Raw genomic sequence first — 17755 nt, forward strand, 5'->3', positions numbered from 1 at the left:
CGCCAGCCCCCATTCCGGACTTTCACCGTAGAGATGACGCCCATGCCGGGCGTACAACAACAAGACCGGCTTCTTCGGAAGCCGGTCTTGTTTTGTGCCGTGCATCGGTGCGGTCCGGCACAGTCAGTCGAACAGGTCCTCGAGACGTTCCAGGAAATTTTTCTTCCGCTTATGCTTGTAGTATGTATCGGCGTATTTGCCCGAGTAAGCCCCGCGCTCGTAATCTTTGAAACGTTCCTCATGCCACCGTCCGAAATCGTCGCGAATTTCGCGCACGCCGCTCATCAGTTTCTCGAGCTCGCCGCGATCGAGCCACACGCCCTTGCACTGGGGGCAAATGTCGATCATGACGCCTTCCTTCTCCACTTCCCGCATCCGAACGCCGTCGCAGACGGGACAATTCATAGCCCATTCACCTCTTTGAGTGGCATTTGTACTCCAACGTTATTGTACATGATTTCCTTTCCCGATGCGAACGGATGGGAAAATATTGAAGGCCGCCGAACGGTTGCCGGCAGCCTTCGCGTGTGTCATTCTTCCTCCTTGGGGACAAGCTCGAAAATTTTGCCCGTTTCCAATGCTTCGATCAGTCTCAACAGCCATCGGTAATATTTCATCGCCTCGTTGATTTTGGCCTCGTCCGATTTGAGCAGCGACTGCAGTCTTTCGTCCTCCGCGCCGGCTTCGGCCATGAGTTCTCTGATCTCCCTGAGCGAGCGGGACATGGCGGACATGTTGGCCTCGACCGCTTTGCGCCAGCGGATGGAGAAGAAATCGCTGAAGTTGGCATACCAATCGGGGACGACTTCGTACTGGTCTTTGCGGCTGCCTTTGCTCCACACTTTGTCAATCATTTTCAGATCGAGCAACGTCCGCACGCCATTGCTCATGGATGTCTTGCTCATGCCCATCGAGGCGCTGAGGCTGTCCAGTGTGACCGGCCCGTTATGAAAATACATATATCCGTACATGCGGCCGACAGATTGGGTAATGCCGTACAAGTCCATGTTCTTGCCGATGGAATCGATGACGCGCTCCCGCGCTTTCGTCAGTCTTGCAGCGACATCGGGTGACAAACCTTCCAGTTCGTTCATGAAGCGCCTCCTGCATGAGTCCACTTGCGTATTCTGATCCATTCTAAGCACACTTCCCGTGAAATGTAAAGATAAGGGGCCGGGAGGAATCGGCAGTATATCAGAGTATTTAGTACGTATCGTTTATAAATTATTTTCTGTACGTTCTTTATCATCAGAATATGCGCTTTGATCTTTATTTTCTTGTCCCGGTATACTTATCCATGATTCAGGCCGGGTATTGAAACGGAGGGATGTCATGCCTTTGATACAAGTCAAACAACTGGTCAAAGTATTCGGCCATGATCCTGCAAGGGCGCTGCCGCTCCTGGATCAAGGCTGGTCCAAGGAACGGATTTTCAAGGAGACGCGGCTGACTGTGGGGGTTAACCGGGCGGATTTTACCGTTGAGCAGGGTGAAATTTTCGTCATCATGGGGCTGTCCGGCAGCGGCAAATCCACGCTGATCCGGCTCTTGAACCGGTTGATCGAACCGACGGCGGGAGAAATTCTGTGGAACGGCACCGATATCGTGAAAATGTCGGCTTCCGAACTTCGCCAATTCCGGCGGGAACATATGGCCATGGTATTCCAGAAATTTGCGCTGTTCCCGCATCGGACCGTCCTGCAGAATGCGGCTTTCGGGCTTGAGGTGCGGGGAATCGAGAAGAAGAAACGGATGGAACTCGCCCTTGAAGCGCTGCGGCTGGTCGGGCTCGAACAGTGGGCGGACAGCCGGCCGGATCAATTGAGCGGCGGCATGCAGCAGCGCGTCGGATTGGCGCGGGCCATTGCCAACGATCCGGACGTCCTGCTCATGGACGAAGCGTTCAGCGCGCTTGATCCGCTCATCCGCAAGGACATGCAGGATGAACTGCTGGAGCTGCAGGGGAAGATGCACAAGACGATCATCTTCATTACCCATGATCTGGATGAGGCGCTGCGCATCGGCGACCGGATCGCGCTGATGAAAGACGGGGCGATCGTGCAGATCGGGACGCCGGAAGAAATTCTGATGAATCCGGCGGATGATTATGTGGAACGGTTCATCCAGGACGTCGATTTCTCGAAAGTGCTGACCGCATCGCATGTCATGCGGAAAGCCGAGACCGTTACGCCCGAGCGCGGTCCGCGCGTTGCGCTGCAGCTCATGCGCGACCGGGGCGTATCCAGCCTGTATGTCACCGACAAAAGCATGAAGCTGCTTGGCGTGCTGACCGCGGAAGAAGCATCGGAAGCGGCGCGCGGGAACCTGGCGATCACCGAGGTCATGCAGCGTGAAGTTCCCCGCGTCGGGCCGGATGCCCTGCTTGCCGATCTGTTCGAGCAGATGGCCGAATCGCGGCTGCCGCTCGCGGTGGTCGACGACAACAACCGGCTGCTGGGCATCGTCCTGAAAGGCGCCGTCCTGTCCGCGCTGGCCGGCCATGCGGTCCGGGAAACGGAGGTTGTCGGAGGATGAACATTCCGAAACTTCCGCTCGGCGACTGGATTGAAACGCTCGAGCGCTGGCTCGAGGATCATCTGGACCCGCTCTTCGATATGATCCGGCTCATCATCGGCTCGATGACCGACGCCTTCTACGCCGGTCTTACGGCGGTTCCGGCCGTTGTCATCATGATCCTGATCTCGCTCATCGCATGGAAAATTGTCAATCTCAGGCTCGCGCTGTTCGCGTTTGCCGGGCTGGCGCTCATCCACAATCTGAATCTGTGGGAGCCGTCCATGCAATCGCTCGCGCTTGTCCTGACCGCATCGATCCTGTCGATCGCGCTGGGCATTCCGATCGGCATCGCCTGTGCCCGCAGCAATGCGTTGCAGCATGCCGTCATGCCGATGCTCGATTTCATGCAGACGATGCCGGCCTTCGTCTATCTGCTGCCGGCCGTATCGTTCTTCTCGCTCGGCGTCGTCCCGGGCGTGATCGCGTCCGTCATTTTCGCCATTCCGCCGACCATCCGGCTGACCAATCTGGGCATCCGCCAGGTGCCGCAGGATTTGGTGGAAGCGGCCGACGCGTTCGGATCGACGCCGCTGCAGAAACTGGTCAAGCTGCAGATGCCCATCGCGCTTCCGACGATCATGGCGGGCATCAACCAGACGATCATGCTGTCGCTCTCCATGGTCGTCATCGCGTCCATGATCGGCGCGCAGGGCGTAGGGGCCTACGTTTACCGCGCGGTGACGCAGGCGAAGACCGGCGTCGGATTCGAAGCCGGCATCGCCATTGTCATCATCGCGATCTTGCTGGACCGTCTGACCCAGGGTGCGGTCAAGCGCAAAAAATCCTGAACAGAGGTGATTCATCGATCATGAAGAAAAGTCTCAAGAAAAGTCTTGTCATCGCACTTGCGGTATTATTCGTTTTTGGCGCAGCCGCATGCTCCAAGGAAGAGAAGAAGTCGATCAAACTCGCTTATGTCGCGTGGGATTCGGAAATCGCCAGCACGAACGTGGTCAAGCATGTGCTGGAAACGGATCTCGGATACGAGGTCGAACTGCTTCAGGTCGACGCCGGTCCGATGTGGGCGGGCGTAGCGGACGGCAGCGCGGACGCCATGGTCGCCGCATGGCTGCCGGGAACGCACGCATCTTACCTTGAGCAGTACGGGGACCGGATCGAAGACCTCGGTCCGAACCTGACCGGCACGAAAATCGGTCTCGCCGTGCCGACTTACATGGACATTAGTTCGATTGAAGATCTGAAGGATCCGGATGTCGCGGCTTCCATCGGCGGACAGATCGTCGGCATTGAGCCCGGCGCCGGCATCATGATGGCGACGGAACGGGCGATTGAAGAATACGGGCTTGACAACATCCAACTGCTCGAAAGCTCTTCATCCGCGATGGGCAAAGAATTGCTCGAGGCTTACGAAGAGCAGCGCCCGATCGTGGTGACCGGCTGGACGCCGCACTGGAAATTCGCCAAGATGGAGCTGAAATATCTGGATGATCCGCTCGGCGTCTACGGCGGCGAAGAAGCGATCCATACGATGGTGCGCCAGGGGCTCGCGGATGATATGCCGGACGCCTACGAATTCCTGGACCGGTTCGAATGGACCGCGGACGACATGGCGGCTGTCATGGTGGAAATCTATGAAGGCGCATCGCCTGAAGAGGCGGCCCAAAAATGGGTCGAATCCAATCGGGACAAGGTTGACGCCTGGCTCGGCAAATAAGGTGTGGCACACGAGGATGCAGCCGGTTGGCATGGAATGCCTTCCGGCTGCTTTTTAATTAATCGGGCACACGGCGGATTCCAGATATTGACTGGACCGCGGATTTGGAACATGATATTGCTGCGCAGACAAGGTGGAGTCCCGGGCGGCATGATGAAAGAGGAGAGTGGTCATATGCAATATGTAAGACTCGGCAACACCGGCCTGGAAGTATCGCGGATTTGCCTCGGATGCATGGGATACGGCGACGCGTCGCGCTGGATCCATCCGTGGGTGCTGAACGAGGAGCAGTCGCGCCCGATCATCCGGAAGGCGCTGGAGCTCGGGATCAATTTCTTCGATACGGCCAACGTCTATTCCGGCGGCACCAGCGAGGAGTATCTCGGGCGCGCGCTCAAGGAGCTGGCGAACCGGGATGAAGTGGTCATCGCGACGAAGGTGTTTTTCCGTATGCATGAAGGGCCGAACGGCGCGGGCTTGTCCCGCAAGGCGATCATGAGCGAGATCGACAAAAGTCTGAAACGGCTCGGCACCGACTACGTCGACCTGTACCAGATTCACCGCTGGGACTACAATACGCCGATCGAGGAGACGATGGAGGCGCTGCACGACGTGGTGAAAGCGGGGAAAGCGCGATATATCGGCGCTTCCGCGATGTACGCCTGGCAGTTCATGAAGGCGCAGAGCGTAGCCGAGCGGCACGGGTGGACGAAATTCGTCTCGATGCAGAACCACTACAACCTGATCTACCGCGAGGAAGAGCGCGAAATGCTGCCGATGTGCCAATCGGAAGGGATCGGCGTCATTCCGTACAGCCCGCTCGCGGGCGGCCGGCTGACGCGGCGTCCGGACGAGTCGACGCTTCGTTCGGAAACTGACCAGGTTCAGAAGCAGAAATACGACGCAATGGCCGAAGCCGACCGCGTGATCATCGAACGGGTGGGGGAACTCGCGGAGAAGCGCGGCACTTCGCGCGCCCGGATCACGCTGGCCTGGCTGCTGCACAAGCCGGCCGTCACCGCTCCGATCGTCGGCGCGACGAAAATCTCGCATCTCGAGGATGCCGTCGCCGCGCTCGAGATCAGCCTGACGCCCGAAGAGATCGGGTATCTGGAAGAGGCCTATGTGCCGCATCCCGTTGTGGGGCCGCAATAATTTTATGTCTTGACTGGGGGCTGTGAAACGATGAATCAAGGTATTGCGGAACAAAGGCTGAGGGAGCTCGGGATCGAACTGCCCCGCGCAAGCCGTCCGGCGGCAAAGTATGCGAACTTCGTCATCGTGAACGGGCTCATGTTCATCTCGGGCAAAGGGCCGACCAGCGGGGCGAAAGGGAAGCTGGGCGAGACGTACACGACCGAGGAAGGCTACCGCTATGCCCGCGAGACGGCGATCGAAGTGCTCGCCGTGCTGAAATCGGCGCTCGGGTCGCTGGACAAGGTGCGACGGGTGGTCAAGGTGCAAGGATTCGTGAACGCGACGCCTGAATTTGAAGAACACCATAAGGTCCTCGACGGATTCTCCGATCTGATATTCGACGTGTTCGGCGAGAAGGGGAGCCACGCGCGTTCGGTGTTCGGCGCCGTTTCGGTGCGGGACAATCTGCCGATTATCGTGGACAGCATTTTTGAAGTTGAAGAATAGATGAGCGCGTTCAGGAGAACGGATGGAAGCCGAAACCGGGACATTTAACCATTCGGGACATTCGCGCATATGGTGTGGTGGAAAACATTAAAGCTCCAAGGAGGATCACGATCCATGGAACGCGCATTTTTTCCGGGCGCGGGATTCGGACCCGGACCATTTTTCAACCCGTTCTTTTTCCCGCAAAGGCGATTCTTTCCGTTCTTCTTTCTCTCACCGTTCGGCTTTCCGTTCTTCAGGGCTGAAGATGACCGGGACGGCATGTATCACATGAAACATCATTGCAAGGAAGGGGAGACGCTGGACAGTTTGGCGAAAACCTACAATTGCCCCCGTCCGATTCTTGAAGCGATGAATCCGCACATTCAACATCCGCATTATTTGACAGCGGGCACGGTTGTCCATGTTCCGCGCCTAGATCAAATGGCTTGTTACAAACTTTATATGGAGCAGCCCGTATATGATGGACGTTCCGCGTATCCGGGGTACGCCGCCCCGATGACCGGACCGTATGCGGATGGGGCAAATCCCGCTCATCAAGGACAATAACAAAGGGTATGGAAGGCGAACGCCAATCTTCAAACCTCCTGTCCGTTCCGGACCGGAGGTTTTGTGGTTTTTCGAAAAAAGATCGGCAGCGGCGAATGTTTTGAACTTCGCTGTCATTACGCCAACGATGAATTGCTGTATGTAGAGTTAATTGAGATTAATTAAGAATAAGAAGCAGAAGTCATGGCGGATGACCGGGGCTGATTTAAAAAATACTGTTCAGGAGGTCATTTCGCCGCCATATAGACATATGTACAAAATACGGATTTTGTGAAAATATAGTGCGGACGTAATGTTGGACGCTGCCGCATCAACCCAAATTGGATCAGGCCGCTTTTTGAGCGGCCCGATACTTTATTGCGCACTAACCATTCATTTATAAAGCGGATTTTTTCATTTGCCTCAACTCGTCGATATTTCCGCTTACGATGGCGCCGATATATTGATTGATCAGTTCGATGCCGCAATCCCACCATTTGATCTCCAGCAGCTCTTGAATGACCTCGGGCGAAAATCTTTTGCGTATGACCTTTGCGGGATTGCCTCCGACGATCGTGTACGGTTCCACATCTTTGGTCACCACGGATTCTGCCGCAATGATCGCACCGTCTCCGATCCGTACGCCCGGCATGATCGTTGCGCGCCTTCCGATCCAGACGTCATTGCCGATTACGGTATCTCCTTTGATCGGAAGTTCATCCAGAGACGGTGTAAATGCCTCCCATCCATTTCCAAACAGATTAAAAGGATAGGTCGACCCGTCCATGCGATGATTTCCGCCGTCCATCATGAATCTGACCTCGGGCGCGATCGAGCAAAACTTGCCGATGATCAGCTTGGTTCCGATGACTTCATAATGGTACAGCACTTGATCCTCGAACGATTCTCCATTAACCGCATCGTAATAGGAATATTCGCCTGCGATAATATTGGGTTTCGTAATGACATTTTTGATAAATTGCAAATTTCGGTTACCCGGAATCGGGTATTTCGCGTTCGGATCCGGACCCATCATTTCGAACATTCCTTCCTTAATTTCTATAATTAATGACAATAAATAATTAATTACAGGATGAAAAAATAATCAGCCTCCTTTCCGGTTTACGGACAGGAGGCGCACAGGAACAAGACAGACACGCCGCTTATGCCGATAAGCAGCGTCCTTCATGTTTGACTGTAAAAGCCCGCACTTCTCCTATCCCGAAAACCGGTCAGCTCGATTTTCTTGCGGATAGGATCAGTGAACCATGGGCATCAAGTCATCCTTTCGCGGTGGAATAATTTATTTCTACCACAACCCATTCGTGGAATCAACTGGTTCATGGGGAGCGTTTTGTGTCGTTTGACACTTGAAACGCGCTGCCGCTCCTTCATCCAGCATCACCACCAGACGGGGATGAAGCTGCAACAAGGAAGCCGGGCATTCCGTCGTGATCGGTCCGGTCAGCGCCCGGTGAACGATGTCCGCCTTGTCGTTTCCTTTCACGACAAGCAGAATGGTCCTGGCACTGAAGATGCTGCCCAATCCCATGGTGATCGCCTTTGTCGGCACCTCTTCCGGCGTACAGAAGAAACGGGCGTTGGCCTCCCGCGTTTGCGGATGCAGGACGGCCACGTGCGTTTTGCTGTGCAGCGCCCGTCCCGGTTCATTAAAACCGATATGCCCGTTGTGGCCGAGACCGAGCAGCATGAGGTCGATCCGGCCGGCGGCCTGGAGCAGCCGATCATACCGTTCGCATTCGCGTTCCAGGTCCGCCGCGCAGCCGTCCGGGATGTGCGTTCGCTCCGGCGGAATATCGATGTGGCGGAACAGATGCTGATCCATGTAGAAACGGTACGATGCCGGATGATCCGGCGGCAATCCGACGTACTCGTCGAGATTGAACGATGCAGCCCGCGCGAAACTGACCTCCCTCCGCCGAACCGCCGCCGTCAGCGCTTCGTAGATGCCGACGGGCGTTCCGCCGGTGGCCAGACCAAGGACCGCGTCCGGTTTTTGCCGCAGAAGCCTGACGATCGTTTGTGCCGCCGCCTCGTGCAATAGATTCGGATTTGCAAAGATGTTGAGCTTCAAACCGTATGTCCACCCCTTGCCTTGGCCGCGAGAGCGCTGCCGATCACGCCCGCTTCGTCCGTCCATCGGGCCGCGGTCACCTTCAACCTTTCGGAATGCAGCGGATGAAGCCGCTCCGACAGCGCCCGCCGCACCGGGGACAGCAGCCGTTCGCCGGCGCGCGACACGCCGCCCCCGATCACCATGACGTCCGTGCCGAGCAGCGCAGCGCAGGCGGCGAGCGTGCTCCCGAGCGCCCGTCCGGTCCGCTCGAACACCTCGGCGGCCACCGCATCCCCCAGGTCCGCCGCTTTGGCCACGTCCTCCGCCGTCATGGTTCGCTCCACTTGGAGCCGCTCGGCTTTGGGCCGCTCGGGAAACCACTCGCCGAGCACGCTGGGCTTCCATCGCATCAGCTCTTTCGCCTGCCGCACGATGCCGCCCGCCGAAACCAGCGTCTCGAGGCAGCCGCTCATCCCGCAGCCGCACGCGTATTCGTTGCCGTCCACTTTGACATGGCCGATTTCCCCGGCCAGATCTCCGCCTGTCAGCAGGCGGCCGCGGTGCACGACGGCGGCGGCCAGTCCGGTGCCCACGGTGACGACGAGCGCGTCGTCGTATCCCGCCGCCGCTCCGACCGCGGATTCACCGTAAGCGTACATCCGCACGTCGTTGTCCAGGATCACGGGAGCGCCCAACAACGCGCCCAGCCGATCCGCGAGCGGAAAGTCCCGCAGGGGAAGATTGGCCGCGTGCCGGACCACGCCCCGCCGCGCGTCCAGAAAACCGGGGATGCCGACGCCGACCGCGCGAAGCGCGCCCGTCTCCGGCGAAGACGGAAAAGCCGCTTTCGCCGAACGGATCGTGAGCAGCTCGCGCACCATCTCCGCGAGTTGCCGCACCAGCGCGTCGCCGTCGGAAGTTTCCGTCCGTTTTTTGACCGTGGCGAGCAGACGCCCCTCCGCATCCACCATGCCGGCCCCCGTGTTCGTCCCGCCGACGTCGATGCCGACAAACACGGATTCCGCTTCGTCAGCCATCAACACGCACTCCTTTGACATACGTGCGGACCACCGTCAAATCCGGTCCAAGCGCCACCAGATCGGCGTCCTTGCCGACTTCGATCGATCCTTTGCGGTCGTCCGCGCCGATTTGCCTTGAGGGATTGATCGTCAGCGCGGGAAGCACTTCGGCCAGCGTCAGGCCGGTGAACGCGACCGCCTGCTTCAGCGCCCGGTCCATCGTCAGGCAGCTGCCAGCCAAATTTCCGCTGTCCCGGAGCACCGCCTTGCCCTCTTTCACCGCCACGGGCAGGCCGCCCAACCGATAGCCGTCGCCGTCCGGCATGCCGGCCGCCGCGATCGCGTCCGTCACCAGCGCGATCTTGTCGCGGTGTTTGACCGCGAACACAAGCTTGACCACATCCGGATGCACATGAAACCCGTCGCAGATCAGCTCCACCGTCAGTTCGTCGCGGAGCAGCGCGGCGCCGACGATGCCCGGCTCGCGATGGTGCAGCGGGTTCATGGCGTTGAACAGGTGGGTGACGTGCGAAGCCCCCGCCTCGATCGCCCGCCGCACGGTCTCCGAGTCGGCTTCGGAATGGCCGATGGAAACCGTGACGCCGCGGTCGCGCAAAGCGCCGATCCGGCGCAGCGCGTCGCCGCATTCCGGCGCCAGCGTCACCAGGCGCACCGCTCCCCGCCCGCGCGCCAGCAAATCCTCCATTTCATCCCGGTCAAACGGACGGATGAGCGCCGGGTTTTGCGCGCCGCACCGCCGGGGGTTGAGGAACGGCCCTTCCAGATGAAGTCCCAGCACTTCCGCGCCGCCGGCGGCGACGCCCCTTTCCATCGCGCGTACAACGCCATCCACCGCGCGTTCGAGCTCGTTTCTGGGCGCCGTCATCGTGGTGGCCAGGAAAGACGTCGTCCCGTGCAACGCGTGAAACCGCGCGATCCGCCCGATGGCCTCGTCATCGTCCGCCGCATCCATCACGTCGGCCCCGCCGCCGCCGTGCACGTGGACGTCGACGAATCCGGGCACAAGCGAGAGTCCTTCGGCGTCCCACACTTCATCGGCGTCGCCCGGCTTCGCCGGCGGACCGTCCTCCGGTCCGCAAATGCGCGCGATCCGCCCGCCGACCGCATACACCGAACCGCCCGTCAACACCCGATCGGGCAAATAGACGTTGGCGTTCCTGATCCACAATCCTTTCAAGACTCTTCACCGTCTCGTTCTTTCCGAAATCCCGAAATGCCGTGCCCAAACGGATATCGCTCCGACAGGGTGACCGGCAGGCGGCCCCGGGCCTCCGTCTTCCCGGCCAGCACTTCGGCCAGCGCCTCCATCATGCAGGGGGTGTTCTCGTAACAGGCCGCGTAGGCGTGAACCTCCGGAAACGCGAGGAAATCGTACGGGTTGCGGAGCGCCGCCGCCGTCACCCGCACCCCTTCGCAGGCCAGCAGACGGTTCACCAGTTCGGTTTGTCCCGCCGCGAAGGCGGCGTTGTACGTCCCGACCACCACCTGCAGGAGTGTCCGATCGCTTCCCGGCTCTCCACGGATCGCGGCGCGTTCGCGAATATCCTCCAGCGCCTTGCCGATCTCCGCCAGCGTCTCCCGAACCTCGTCTTCGCCAGGAACGGCGCCAATCCTGAATTCCTTCACCCGGCCGAGATACGGCGCGAGCGCCCGGCCCAACGTCAGCTCCCGGGCCAAGGCTTCGTCCACTTCCGTTCCCTGCCGCACCTCGGGCCAGACGACGAACGTCGGCACATCCCGCCGAAGCGGCAGCGCGCCGCGCTCGTTCCGCACGAGCGTCACGCTGCGCCGGCAAACTTCCCGGGCGAGCGCCGCCGCTTCACCGCCGAAACCGAAATCATCCGGCCCGGCCCCGGAACCGGAGCGATCGGCCGGAACGGGACCGACCGGGACCGCCGCCGACTGTCTGGCCTTCAGCCCCGCAATGCGCCGCACCGACTCGTCGATTCGCTCTTCGGCAATTTCCCCGGCGACGACCGCCTCGTACAGCGCGTCGAGCGCCGCGATTTGCAGCGCCGGCGTATGGCTGACCAGCACGACGTCCGCGCCGGCCTTCACCGCCATCACCGCCCCCCGGGCGACGCCCACCGTACCTGCGATCGCCTTCATTTCCAGACAGTCCGTAAACACCACGCCGTCGTATCCCCACTCGTCCCGCAGCAGGCCGCGCAGGATGCGCGGCGACAACGTCGCCGGAAGGCCGTCGGGTTCCAACGCCGGAAACCGCACGTGCGCGGTCATGATCGCGTCCGCGCCGGCGGCGGCCGCCAGCCGGAACGGCATCAGCTCCACTTCTTCCAGGCGCTTCCGGTCGTGCGGCACGGTCGGCAGCTCCCGGTGCGAATCGGCCACGGTGTCGCCGTGACCCGGAAAATGCTTCGCGCAGGCGACCACCCCCGCCTCCCGGTATCCCCGGATGGCCGCAATGCCCAGTTCGGCCGCCAGTTCCGGACGCTCGCCGAACGAGCGCACGCCAATGACCGGATTGGCCGGGTTGTTGTTGACGTCCAGGCAGGGTGCAAAATTCAGATTGACGCCCAGCCGCATGAGCTGCGCGCCGGACGCATAGGCCGTCTCGCGCGCCCACTTCGCCGAGCGCGTCGCGCCGAGCGCCATGTGGCCCGGCATGACCGTCACGCCCTGGTCGAGGCGCACCACCATGCCGCCTTCCTGGTCGACGGCGATCCACAGCGGCGCCTTCGTCGCCTCCGCAGCCAATTCGCGCAGCGCGGCCGACAGGCTGGCGACTTCGGCGGCGCTGCCCGCGTTCCGGCGGAAGTAGATCACCCCGCCGAGCTTGCGTTCGCGGATCAGCGCCCGAATTTCGTCCGTCGGCGCCTTGCCGTCGAAGCCGGCCATCACCATCTGCCCGATTTTGTCGCGCAGGCTCCAGCCGGCCAGGTTCACGCCTTCTCCTGTTTCCCGCCAAACCCCCGCATTGCTCAATTCGTCCCGCTCTCCTTCCGGTCGTTCGTTTTTCGCCGTTCCCGCCAGGCCGACGGCAGTTCGCCGGTCACCTTGTGAAACACTTTATTGAAATATCTCCGCTCGGCGTAACCGACCGAACGGCCGATGTCCGAAATGCTTCGATCCGTGAGGAGCAGCAGCGACTTGGCCAGCTCCACCCGTTCCGCCGTCACGTACTCAAGGAATGTAGCGCCGAAATGCTGTTTGAACAGCAGGCTGAAATAGCTGGCGCTGATGCCGAGGTGCCCGGCCACTTCGTCGACGCCGAGATCCCGGGACAGGTTCCGGTCGATGTAATCCTTCGCGATGTGCATGAGCCGGTCGCCGGTCTTTTGGCGTTCCGACGTTTCCAGGCTCAGCTCCACGATGCGCCGCACGGCCGCGAACATGTCGCTTACCCGGTCGGCCAGCTCCACGAGACGCCAGATTTCGTCCTCCTGTTCGGCGGTCAGCGCGCCCAGCGCCCGCATTTCGCGCAGCAAATAGAGCGCGATGAAATGGGCCGCCTTCTCGGCCCGGGCCAGCGACCGCCCCGACTCCGCCGCAAGGCGCGCCGTCAGCAGGCGCAGCGCTTCTGCGACGCGATCGCGCTCCACCCGTTTCAGCGCGGCAACCAATTGTCCGACCGGTCCCCACAGCTCCTCCCGGGTCGCCTCCTCATCCGCCGCCCCGTCGTTCCACAGCACCGAGCGGTTCCGGTCCGCGGCCAGATGCACCGTGCGCTGCAGCGATCGGAACACCGGAGAAAGTTCGTGGATCGCAATTTCCGCCGGGTGGATGCCAACCGTGACGGGCAGGCCCGCATGGGTCCACACCGCTTCCTGCAGCAGCGCCGCCCACCGCCCGGCGCGCTCGCGCAGCCCGTCCGTGCGCCGCCCCGCCGGCTCAAGCGGTTCGGCATCCCGCTGCCCCGCAGTCTCTCCCGGCTCTGCCTCCTCGTCCCCTGCGCTGCAGCGCCCGATCAGCACGCACCACTCGCCTTCACGCATCGGCAGCACGGCGTGCCTGAGCCCCTCCGCCGCAAGCGCGTCCCGCAGCGCGTCGCGCGCCGCGACCAGCCACATCTTCCGCTCGCGCTCCCGGACGACGCGGCACCGCTGCGCGTAGTCGTCAATGTCGGCGAGCATCATGACAAAACGCCACCGCTCCGGCTCCTCCCCGTCGATCCAGCGCGGCGGCGGAGCGGAGGCGTGATCCGTCAGCAGATCGTGCAGCATTTTCTCGTACGCCAGGCGCATCGCCTGATCCAGCCGCGACTGCTCGCTGTCCCGGGCCTGCCTTCGTTCGCGGATCGCGCCCGCCAGCCGTTCGATGAGCGCGGTCAGTTCGTCGTAGCGGATCGGCTTCAGCACATAATCGCGCACCCCGTACGGAATGACCGAGCGGGCATAGTTGAAATCCTGATACCCGGTGAGCATCACCACTTCCGCTTCCTCGTCCGTCTCGCGCAGCTGCCGCAGAAACTCGATCCCGTCCATGACCGGCATGCGGATGTCGCACAGAATGAGGTCCGGACGGTGCCGCCTCGCGATGTCGAGCGCCTGCACGCCGTTTCGCGCCAGCCCGACGACTTCGATGTCCAGATCCGCCCACGGCAGCACCGCGTGCAAGTTTTGCAGAATCGGCTTTTCGTCGTCAACGAGCATCGCCTTCAGCCTCACGGGCAACCCCTCCCGCCATCTTCGGAATGACGATTTTGATCACGGTGCCCCGCCCCGGCTCGCTGCAGACGAACAGGCCATAGCGGTCGCCGTAGCGAATGCGGATGCGGTCCGCCACGTTGCGGACGCCGAGCCCGCGCCGCTCTCCCGTCTCCGGCGCGTCGCCGTGCCCGGCGGACGCGTCGGGGACGACTTCGATCGCCGCCAGCCGTTCCGGCGGGATGCCGATGCCGTTGTCCTCGACGCAGAACGCGATCCGTTCCCCTTCTTCGCGCGCGGTGACTCGGATGTGGCCCATGTACCCGATGCCCTCGAAGCCGTGCTGGATGCAGTTTTCGACCAGCGGCTGCAGCGTCAGCTTGGGCATGAGGCAGTTCATGAGCGAGGGCGGCACGTCGATGTCGAATTGAAACAGATCGTCGAAACGGTATTTCTGAATCTCCAGATAACTGAGCAAGTGGTCCAGTTCCTGCGCCACCGTAATTTCTTCCCGCTGCAGAATGCTGATGCGCAGCATGCTGCCGAGCCGCGTCACCATCCGGCTGACCTTCTGCCCTTCGTTCTGCACGGCCAGCGCGTTGATCGACTCCAGCGCGTTGAACAGGAAATGCGGCTTGATCTGCGCCTGCAGCGCCTGCAGTTCGGCGCGCGTCTTGCGTTCCTGCTGCCGCTTCACTTCCTCGATCAATTCCGCGAGGCGGCTGACCAGCCGGTTGAACCCGCGGGCCAGGAGCGACGTCTCGTCGTTGCCCTGCAGCGGCAGCCGGGCGGTCAAATCGCCCCGCTCCACCCGGCCCATGACGTGCACGGTTTGCACGATCGCCCGCGCGACCCGGTTGGCGAACAGCCGGATGAACAGCAGCGCCGACGCGAAGCAGAGGAGCAGGATGGCCGCGACCCAGCGGGAGTACTGCAGCACTTCGCTGGACAGGGCGTGCCAGGAGGTGACGGACACCAGACGCCAGTCTTCAATCCCTAAGCCGATGTTGGAGATGACGCTGTCCTGTCCGTCGAACCAGCTGCGCGTGCTTCGGTACGCCTCACCAGACAAAAGCGGTCGTTCCGCCAGCTCGGACAGCCGTTTTCCGTTCAGGGCGCCGCCGCTGTCGTACAGCACCAATCCGCCGCCGTTCACGATGAAAAACCGGGTGGCGGTCTGGTTTTGCCGGTAACGGAAATATCGGAACACCGACTCCAGCCCCGAATTTTTGATCTGCACCAGCAGAATGCCCTTGTCTTGCAGCGTGTCGATGTCCTTCACGACGCGGATTTGCGTGAACACCGGCTCCGAACCGGTCAGTTCCGGATATTCATAGGGGCCTACCCACAGCGGCAGGCCGTCCCGCTCCAGCACTTGCTTATGCAGCCGCGTCTCGATGAACTGCGCGCACGGCATGGCCTGAAACCGCTCTTTCGTGAAAATGCGGTGGATCCGTCCGTCATCCAGCGCGTACATCAGGGCGTAGCTGACCGATGGGTGATAGACGAGCAGCTCCCGGAACTTCTGCTGCACCTCGTTCAGGTTGAGGTAATCGATGTCCTCCACATCTCCGCCGTATGCATCGTTCAGTACATCCTGGATGGCGTCGCTGGCGATCGTGCTGTCGGTCACCTGGTTCATTTCCCTGAAAATGAAGCCGACCGACTGGCTCAGCGCGCGCAGCGTCAGTTCCGTCTGGCGGGAATGCTTCTCCTCGATCAGACCGGTCACCAGCGTGTAGAGCGCGACGGCCAGCACGACGAGCGGAACGATGATCAGAACCAGAAACGCGCCGAACAGCTTGAACCTCAGCGACATCTCACCCGGACTCCTTCGGACCGATTACCCCTTGACGCTGCCGACGGTCAACCCTTCGATGATTTTCTCCTGCAAAAACGCGTACAGCGCGAGCACCGGCGCCACGCTGAACACGATACCGGTACAGATCAGCGCGTAGTTCGTCTGGAAGGCGTCGCGAAATCCGACCATCCCGGTCGGCAGCGTGCGCAGCGCGTCCTTGCTGATGAAAAAGTTCGCCAGCAAATACTCGTTCCACGCGCCCAGAAAATTCACGATGAAGACGGTGACCAAAGCCGGCAATGTAAGCGGTAAAACTATTTTGGCAAAAAGTCCCGCCGAACTCAATCCGTCCATGATCGCCGCCTCCTCCAGTTCGCGCGGCAGCGACTTCATGAACGCCGCAAGGAGCAGCACGCCGAGCGGCAGCGCGCCCGCCGTGTAAGGGAGAAACAGCGCCCAGTGGGTGTTCAGCACGCCCAGCTTCATGACCAGCAAATATTGCGCGATGAACAGCACGTTGCCCGGGATGAACATGCCGATGAGCACCGTTTGATAGATCCATTTGCCGGCGCGCGGGAACCGCATCCGGACGATCGCGAACGCCGTGGCCGCGGCCAGCAGGGCGGAAGCGAGCGCGGACGTGAACGACAAATAGACGCTGTTGAAGAAATAGACGCCGATTTTGGCCTTGACCCAGGCTTCCGCGTAATTCTCCACGTGCCACGTTTTCGGAATCCCGAACGGACTCTCCGCGATTTCCACGTTGCTTCCTTTCAGCGAGGAAAACACGACGAACACGAACGGAAAAAGGACGACGGCGACATACGCCAGCAGCACCGCATGCGGCACGGCCCGCTTGAGCAGCATCAGAACTCGCCTCCTTGCATCCGCCGGCCGAACGTGAACTGGTAAATCGACGTCAGGACGAGCGCGAAGGCGAAAATGATGAGGGCAATCGCCGTGCCGAACCCGTAGTTCGGGTCGACGCCCATCGCTTCGTTCACCATGTACGACGCCATCACTTCCGTCGCGCCGACCGGTCCTCCCTTCGTCATGACCAGCACGATGTCGACGACGCGCATCCCGCCGGCGATCGACAGCATCACCACGACGGAGATGATCGGCAGAATGAGCGGAACCGTAATGTTAAGCGCCCGTTGCCAGCCGCTGGCGCCGTCCACGACCGCCGCCTCGTGAATCTCCCGCGGAATGGCCAGAATGGCGGCCAGCACCAGCACGATGTAGAAGCCCATCCACTGCCAGGCGTTCGTGATCAGCACGGCCGGCAGCGCCCACTTCGGTTCCGCCAGCCAATAGATCGGACCCGCGCCGAACAGCGCGAGCAGCCGGTTGAGCGGCCCGATCTCCGGTTCGTAGATGAACCCCCACAGAATGCCGATGACGGACGTGGACACGATGGAAGGCACGAACACGGTCGTCTTGTAGAAGCCCCTGAGCCGCTTGACGGAAGCGATCAGCAGGGCGAACAGCACGATGAGCGGAATTTGCACGAACACCGAAAACCCGATGAAGATGAGGTTGTTGATGATCGCGCGGCGGAAGTCCGGGTCGCCGAACGCGTCGGCGAAGTTGGACCAGCCGACAAAGCGATAGTTCTCGAGGCCGTTCCAGTCGGTGAACGCGTAAAAGGAAGACGACAGCATCGGCCAGAGGAAAAACAGACCGTACAAGAGCAGCGTCGGGGCGATGAACAGCGTATAGATCCATGGATTTCGCATCGGATGTTTCAAACGGCTCCACCTCCATGAACAGACGGCGCCGCCCGCGCCAGGCGGGGCGGCGCCG

General features: G+C 61.0%; 17 protein-coding genes. 6 read left to right on the forward strand and 11 right to left on the reverse strand.

The window, feature by feature from the left end; all coding sequences use genetic code 11:
* Positions 1 to 123: 123 nt before the first annotated feature.
* Entirely contained in the window at positions 124 to 405 is a 282-nt protein-coding gene (locus KJQ12_RS07700; RefSeq protein ID WP_213484143.1) for a TFIIB-type zinc ribbon-containing protein, read from the reverse strand.
* A 125-nt stretch (positions 406 to 530) separates the two neighbouring features.
* The gene (locus KJQ12_RS07705; RefSeq protein ID WP_213484144.1) at positions 531 to 1094 is read right to left on the reverse strand and encodes a GbsR/MarR family transcriptional regulator; all 564 of its coding nucleotides are present in this window, start codon (positions 1092 to 1094) and stop codon (positions 531 to 533) included.
* Positions 1095 to 1332: 238 nt separating this feature from the next.
* Here KJQ12_RS07705 and KJQ12_RS07710 point away from each other — a divergent pair, with 238 nt between their 5' ends.
* From KJQ12_RS07710 to KJQ12_RS07735, 6 genes are all read left to right on the forward strand, one after another.
* Complete coding sequence (locus tag KJQ12_RS07710) at positions 1333 to 2535, forward strand: quaternary amine ABC transporter ATP-binding protein (RefSeq protein ID WP_213484145.1); 1203 nt, start codon at positions 1333 to 1335, stop codon at positions 2533 to 2535.
* On the forward strand, positions 2532 to 3365 hold the full coding sequence (locus KJQ12_RS07715; RefSeq protein WP_213484146.1) for an ABC transporter permease: 834 nt from the start codon (positions 2532 to 2534) through the stop codon (positions 3363 to 3365). Before KJQ12_RS07710 ends, KJQ12_RS07715 begins: the two co-directional genes overlap by 4 nt.
* A 20-nt stretch (positions 3366 to 3385) precedes the next feature.
* A complete protein-coding gene (locus KJQ12_RS07720) occupies positions 3386 to 4252 on the forward strand; it encodes a glycine betaine ABC transporter substrate-binding protein (RefSeq protein WP_213484147.1) in 867 nt (288 codons plus the stop codon).
* Between the two features lie 174 nt (positions 4253 to 4426).
* Complete coding sequence (locus KJQ12_RS07725; RefSeq protein WP_213484148.1) at positions 4427 to 5407, forward strand: aldo/keto reductase; 981 nt, start codon at positions 4427 to 4429, stop codon at positions 5405 to 5407.
* 30 nt (positions 5408 to 5437) lie between these two features.
* A complete protein-coding gene (locus tag KJQ12_RS07730; RefSeq protein WP_213484149.1) occupies positions 5438 to 5896 on the forward strand; it encodes a RidA family protein in 459 nt (152 codons plus the stop codon).
* A gap of 114 nt (positions 5897 to 6010) precedes the next feature.
* On the forward strand, positions 6011 to 6445 hold the full coding sequence (locus tag KJQ12_RS07735; RefSeq protein WP_213484150.1) for a LysM peptidoglycan-binding domain-containing protein: 435 nt from the start codon (positions 6011 to 6013) through the stop codon (positions 6443 to 6445).
* 376 nt (positions 6446 to 6821) lie between these two features.
* On the opposite strand, the gene vat(I) is transcribed toward KJQ12_RS07735, so the two are convergent.
* The 9 genes from vat(I) to KJQ12_RS07780 form a co-directional block, all read right to left on the reverse strand.
* Positions 6822 to 7457: a streptogramin A O-acetyltransferase Vat(I) gene (gene vat(I), locus KJQ12_RS07740; protein WP_425315967.1), complete on the reverse strand. Its 636-nt coding sequence runs from the start codon at positions 7455 to 7457 to the stop codon at positions 6822 to 6824.
* Between the two features lie 276 nt (positions 7458 to 7733).
* The gene (gene nagB / locus KJQ12_RS07745) at positions 7734 to 8519 is read right to left on the reverse strand and encodes a glucosamine-6-phosphate deaminase (RefSeq protein ID WP_213484152.1); all 786 of its coding nucleotides are present in this window, start codon (positions 8517 to 8519) and stop codon (positions 7734 to 7736) included.
* The gene (locus KJQ12_RS07750) at positions 8516 to 9538 is read right to left on the reverse strand and encodes an ROK family protein (RefSeq protein ID WP_213484153.1); all 1023 of its coding nucleotides are present in this window, start codon (positions 9536 to 9538) and stop codon (positions 8516 to 8518) included. The genes nagB and KJQ12_RS07750 overlap by 4 nt, the downstream gene beginning before the upstream one ends.
* On the reverse strand, positions 9531 to 10718 hold the full coding sequence (gene nagA, locus KJQ12_RS07755) for an N-acetylglucosamine-6-phosphate deacetylase (protein WP_213484154.1): 1188 nt from the start codon (positions 10716 to 10718) through the stop codon (positions 9531 to 9533). Before nagA ends, KJQ12_RS07750 begins: the two co-directional genes overlap by 8 nt.
* Positions 10715 to 12487 (reverse strand): beta-N-acetylhexosaminidase, encoded by a 1773-nt coding sequence (nagZ, locus tag KJQ12_RS07760; RefSeq protein WP_213484155.1) that lies wholly within the window; start codon positions 12485 to 12487, stop codon positions 10715 to 10717. Before nagZ ends, nagA begins: the two co-directional genes overlap by 4 nt.
* Positions 12484 to 14169, reverse strand: a complete 1686-nt coding sequence (locus KJQ12_RS07765; RefSeq protein ID WP_213484156.1) for a response regulator — start codon at positions 14167 to 14169, stop codon at positions 12484 to 12486. The genes nagZ and KJQ12_RS07765 overlap by 4 nt, the downstream gene beginning before the upstream one ends.
* Complete coding sequence (locus KJQ12_RS07770; RefSeq protein WP_213484157.1) at positions 14144 to 15967, reverse strand: cache domain-containing sensor histidine kinase; 1824 nt, start codon at positions 15965 to 15967, stop codon at positions 14144 to 14146. The genes KJQ12_RS07765 and KJQ12_RS07770 overlap by 26 nt, the downstream gene beginning before the upstream one ends.
* Before the next feature lie 24 nt (positions 15968 to 15991).
* A complete protein-coding gene (locus KJQ12_RS07775; protein WP_213484158.1) occupies positions 15992 to 16816 on the reverse strand; it encodes a carbohydrate ABC transporter permease in 825 nt (274 codons plus the stop codon).
* Positions 16816 to 17700, reverse strand: a complete 885-nt coding sequence (locus tag KJQ12_RS07780; RefSeq protein WP_213484256.1) for a carbohydrate ABC transporter permease — start codon at positions 17698 to 17700, stop codon at positions 16816 to 16818. Before KJQ12_RS07780 ends, KJQ12_RS07775 begins: the two co-directional genes overlap by 1 nt.
* Between the last annotated feature and the right edge of the window lie 55 nt (positions 17701 to 17755).

Origin of the sequence: Thermobacillus xylanilyticus, from assembly GCF_907165215.1 — a bacterium.
GTDB classification, from domain to species: Bacteria; Bacillota; Bacilli; order Paenibacillales; family Paenibacillaceae; genus Thermobacillus; species Thermobacillus xylanilyticus.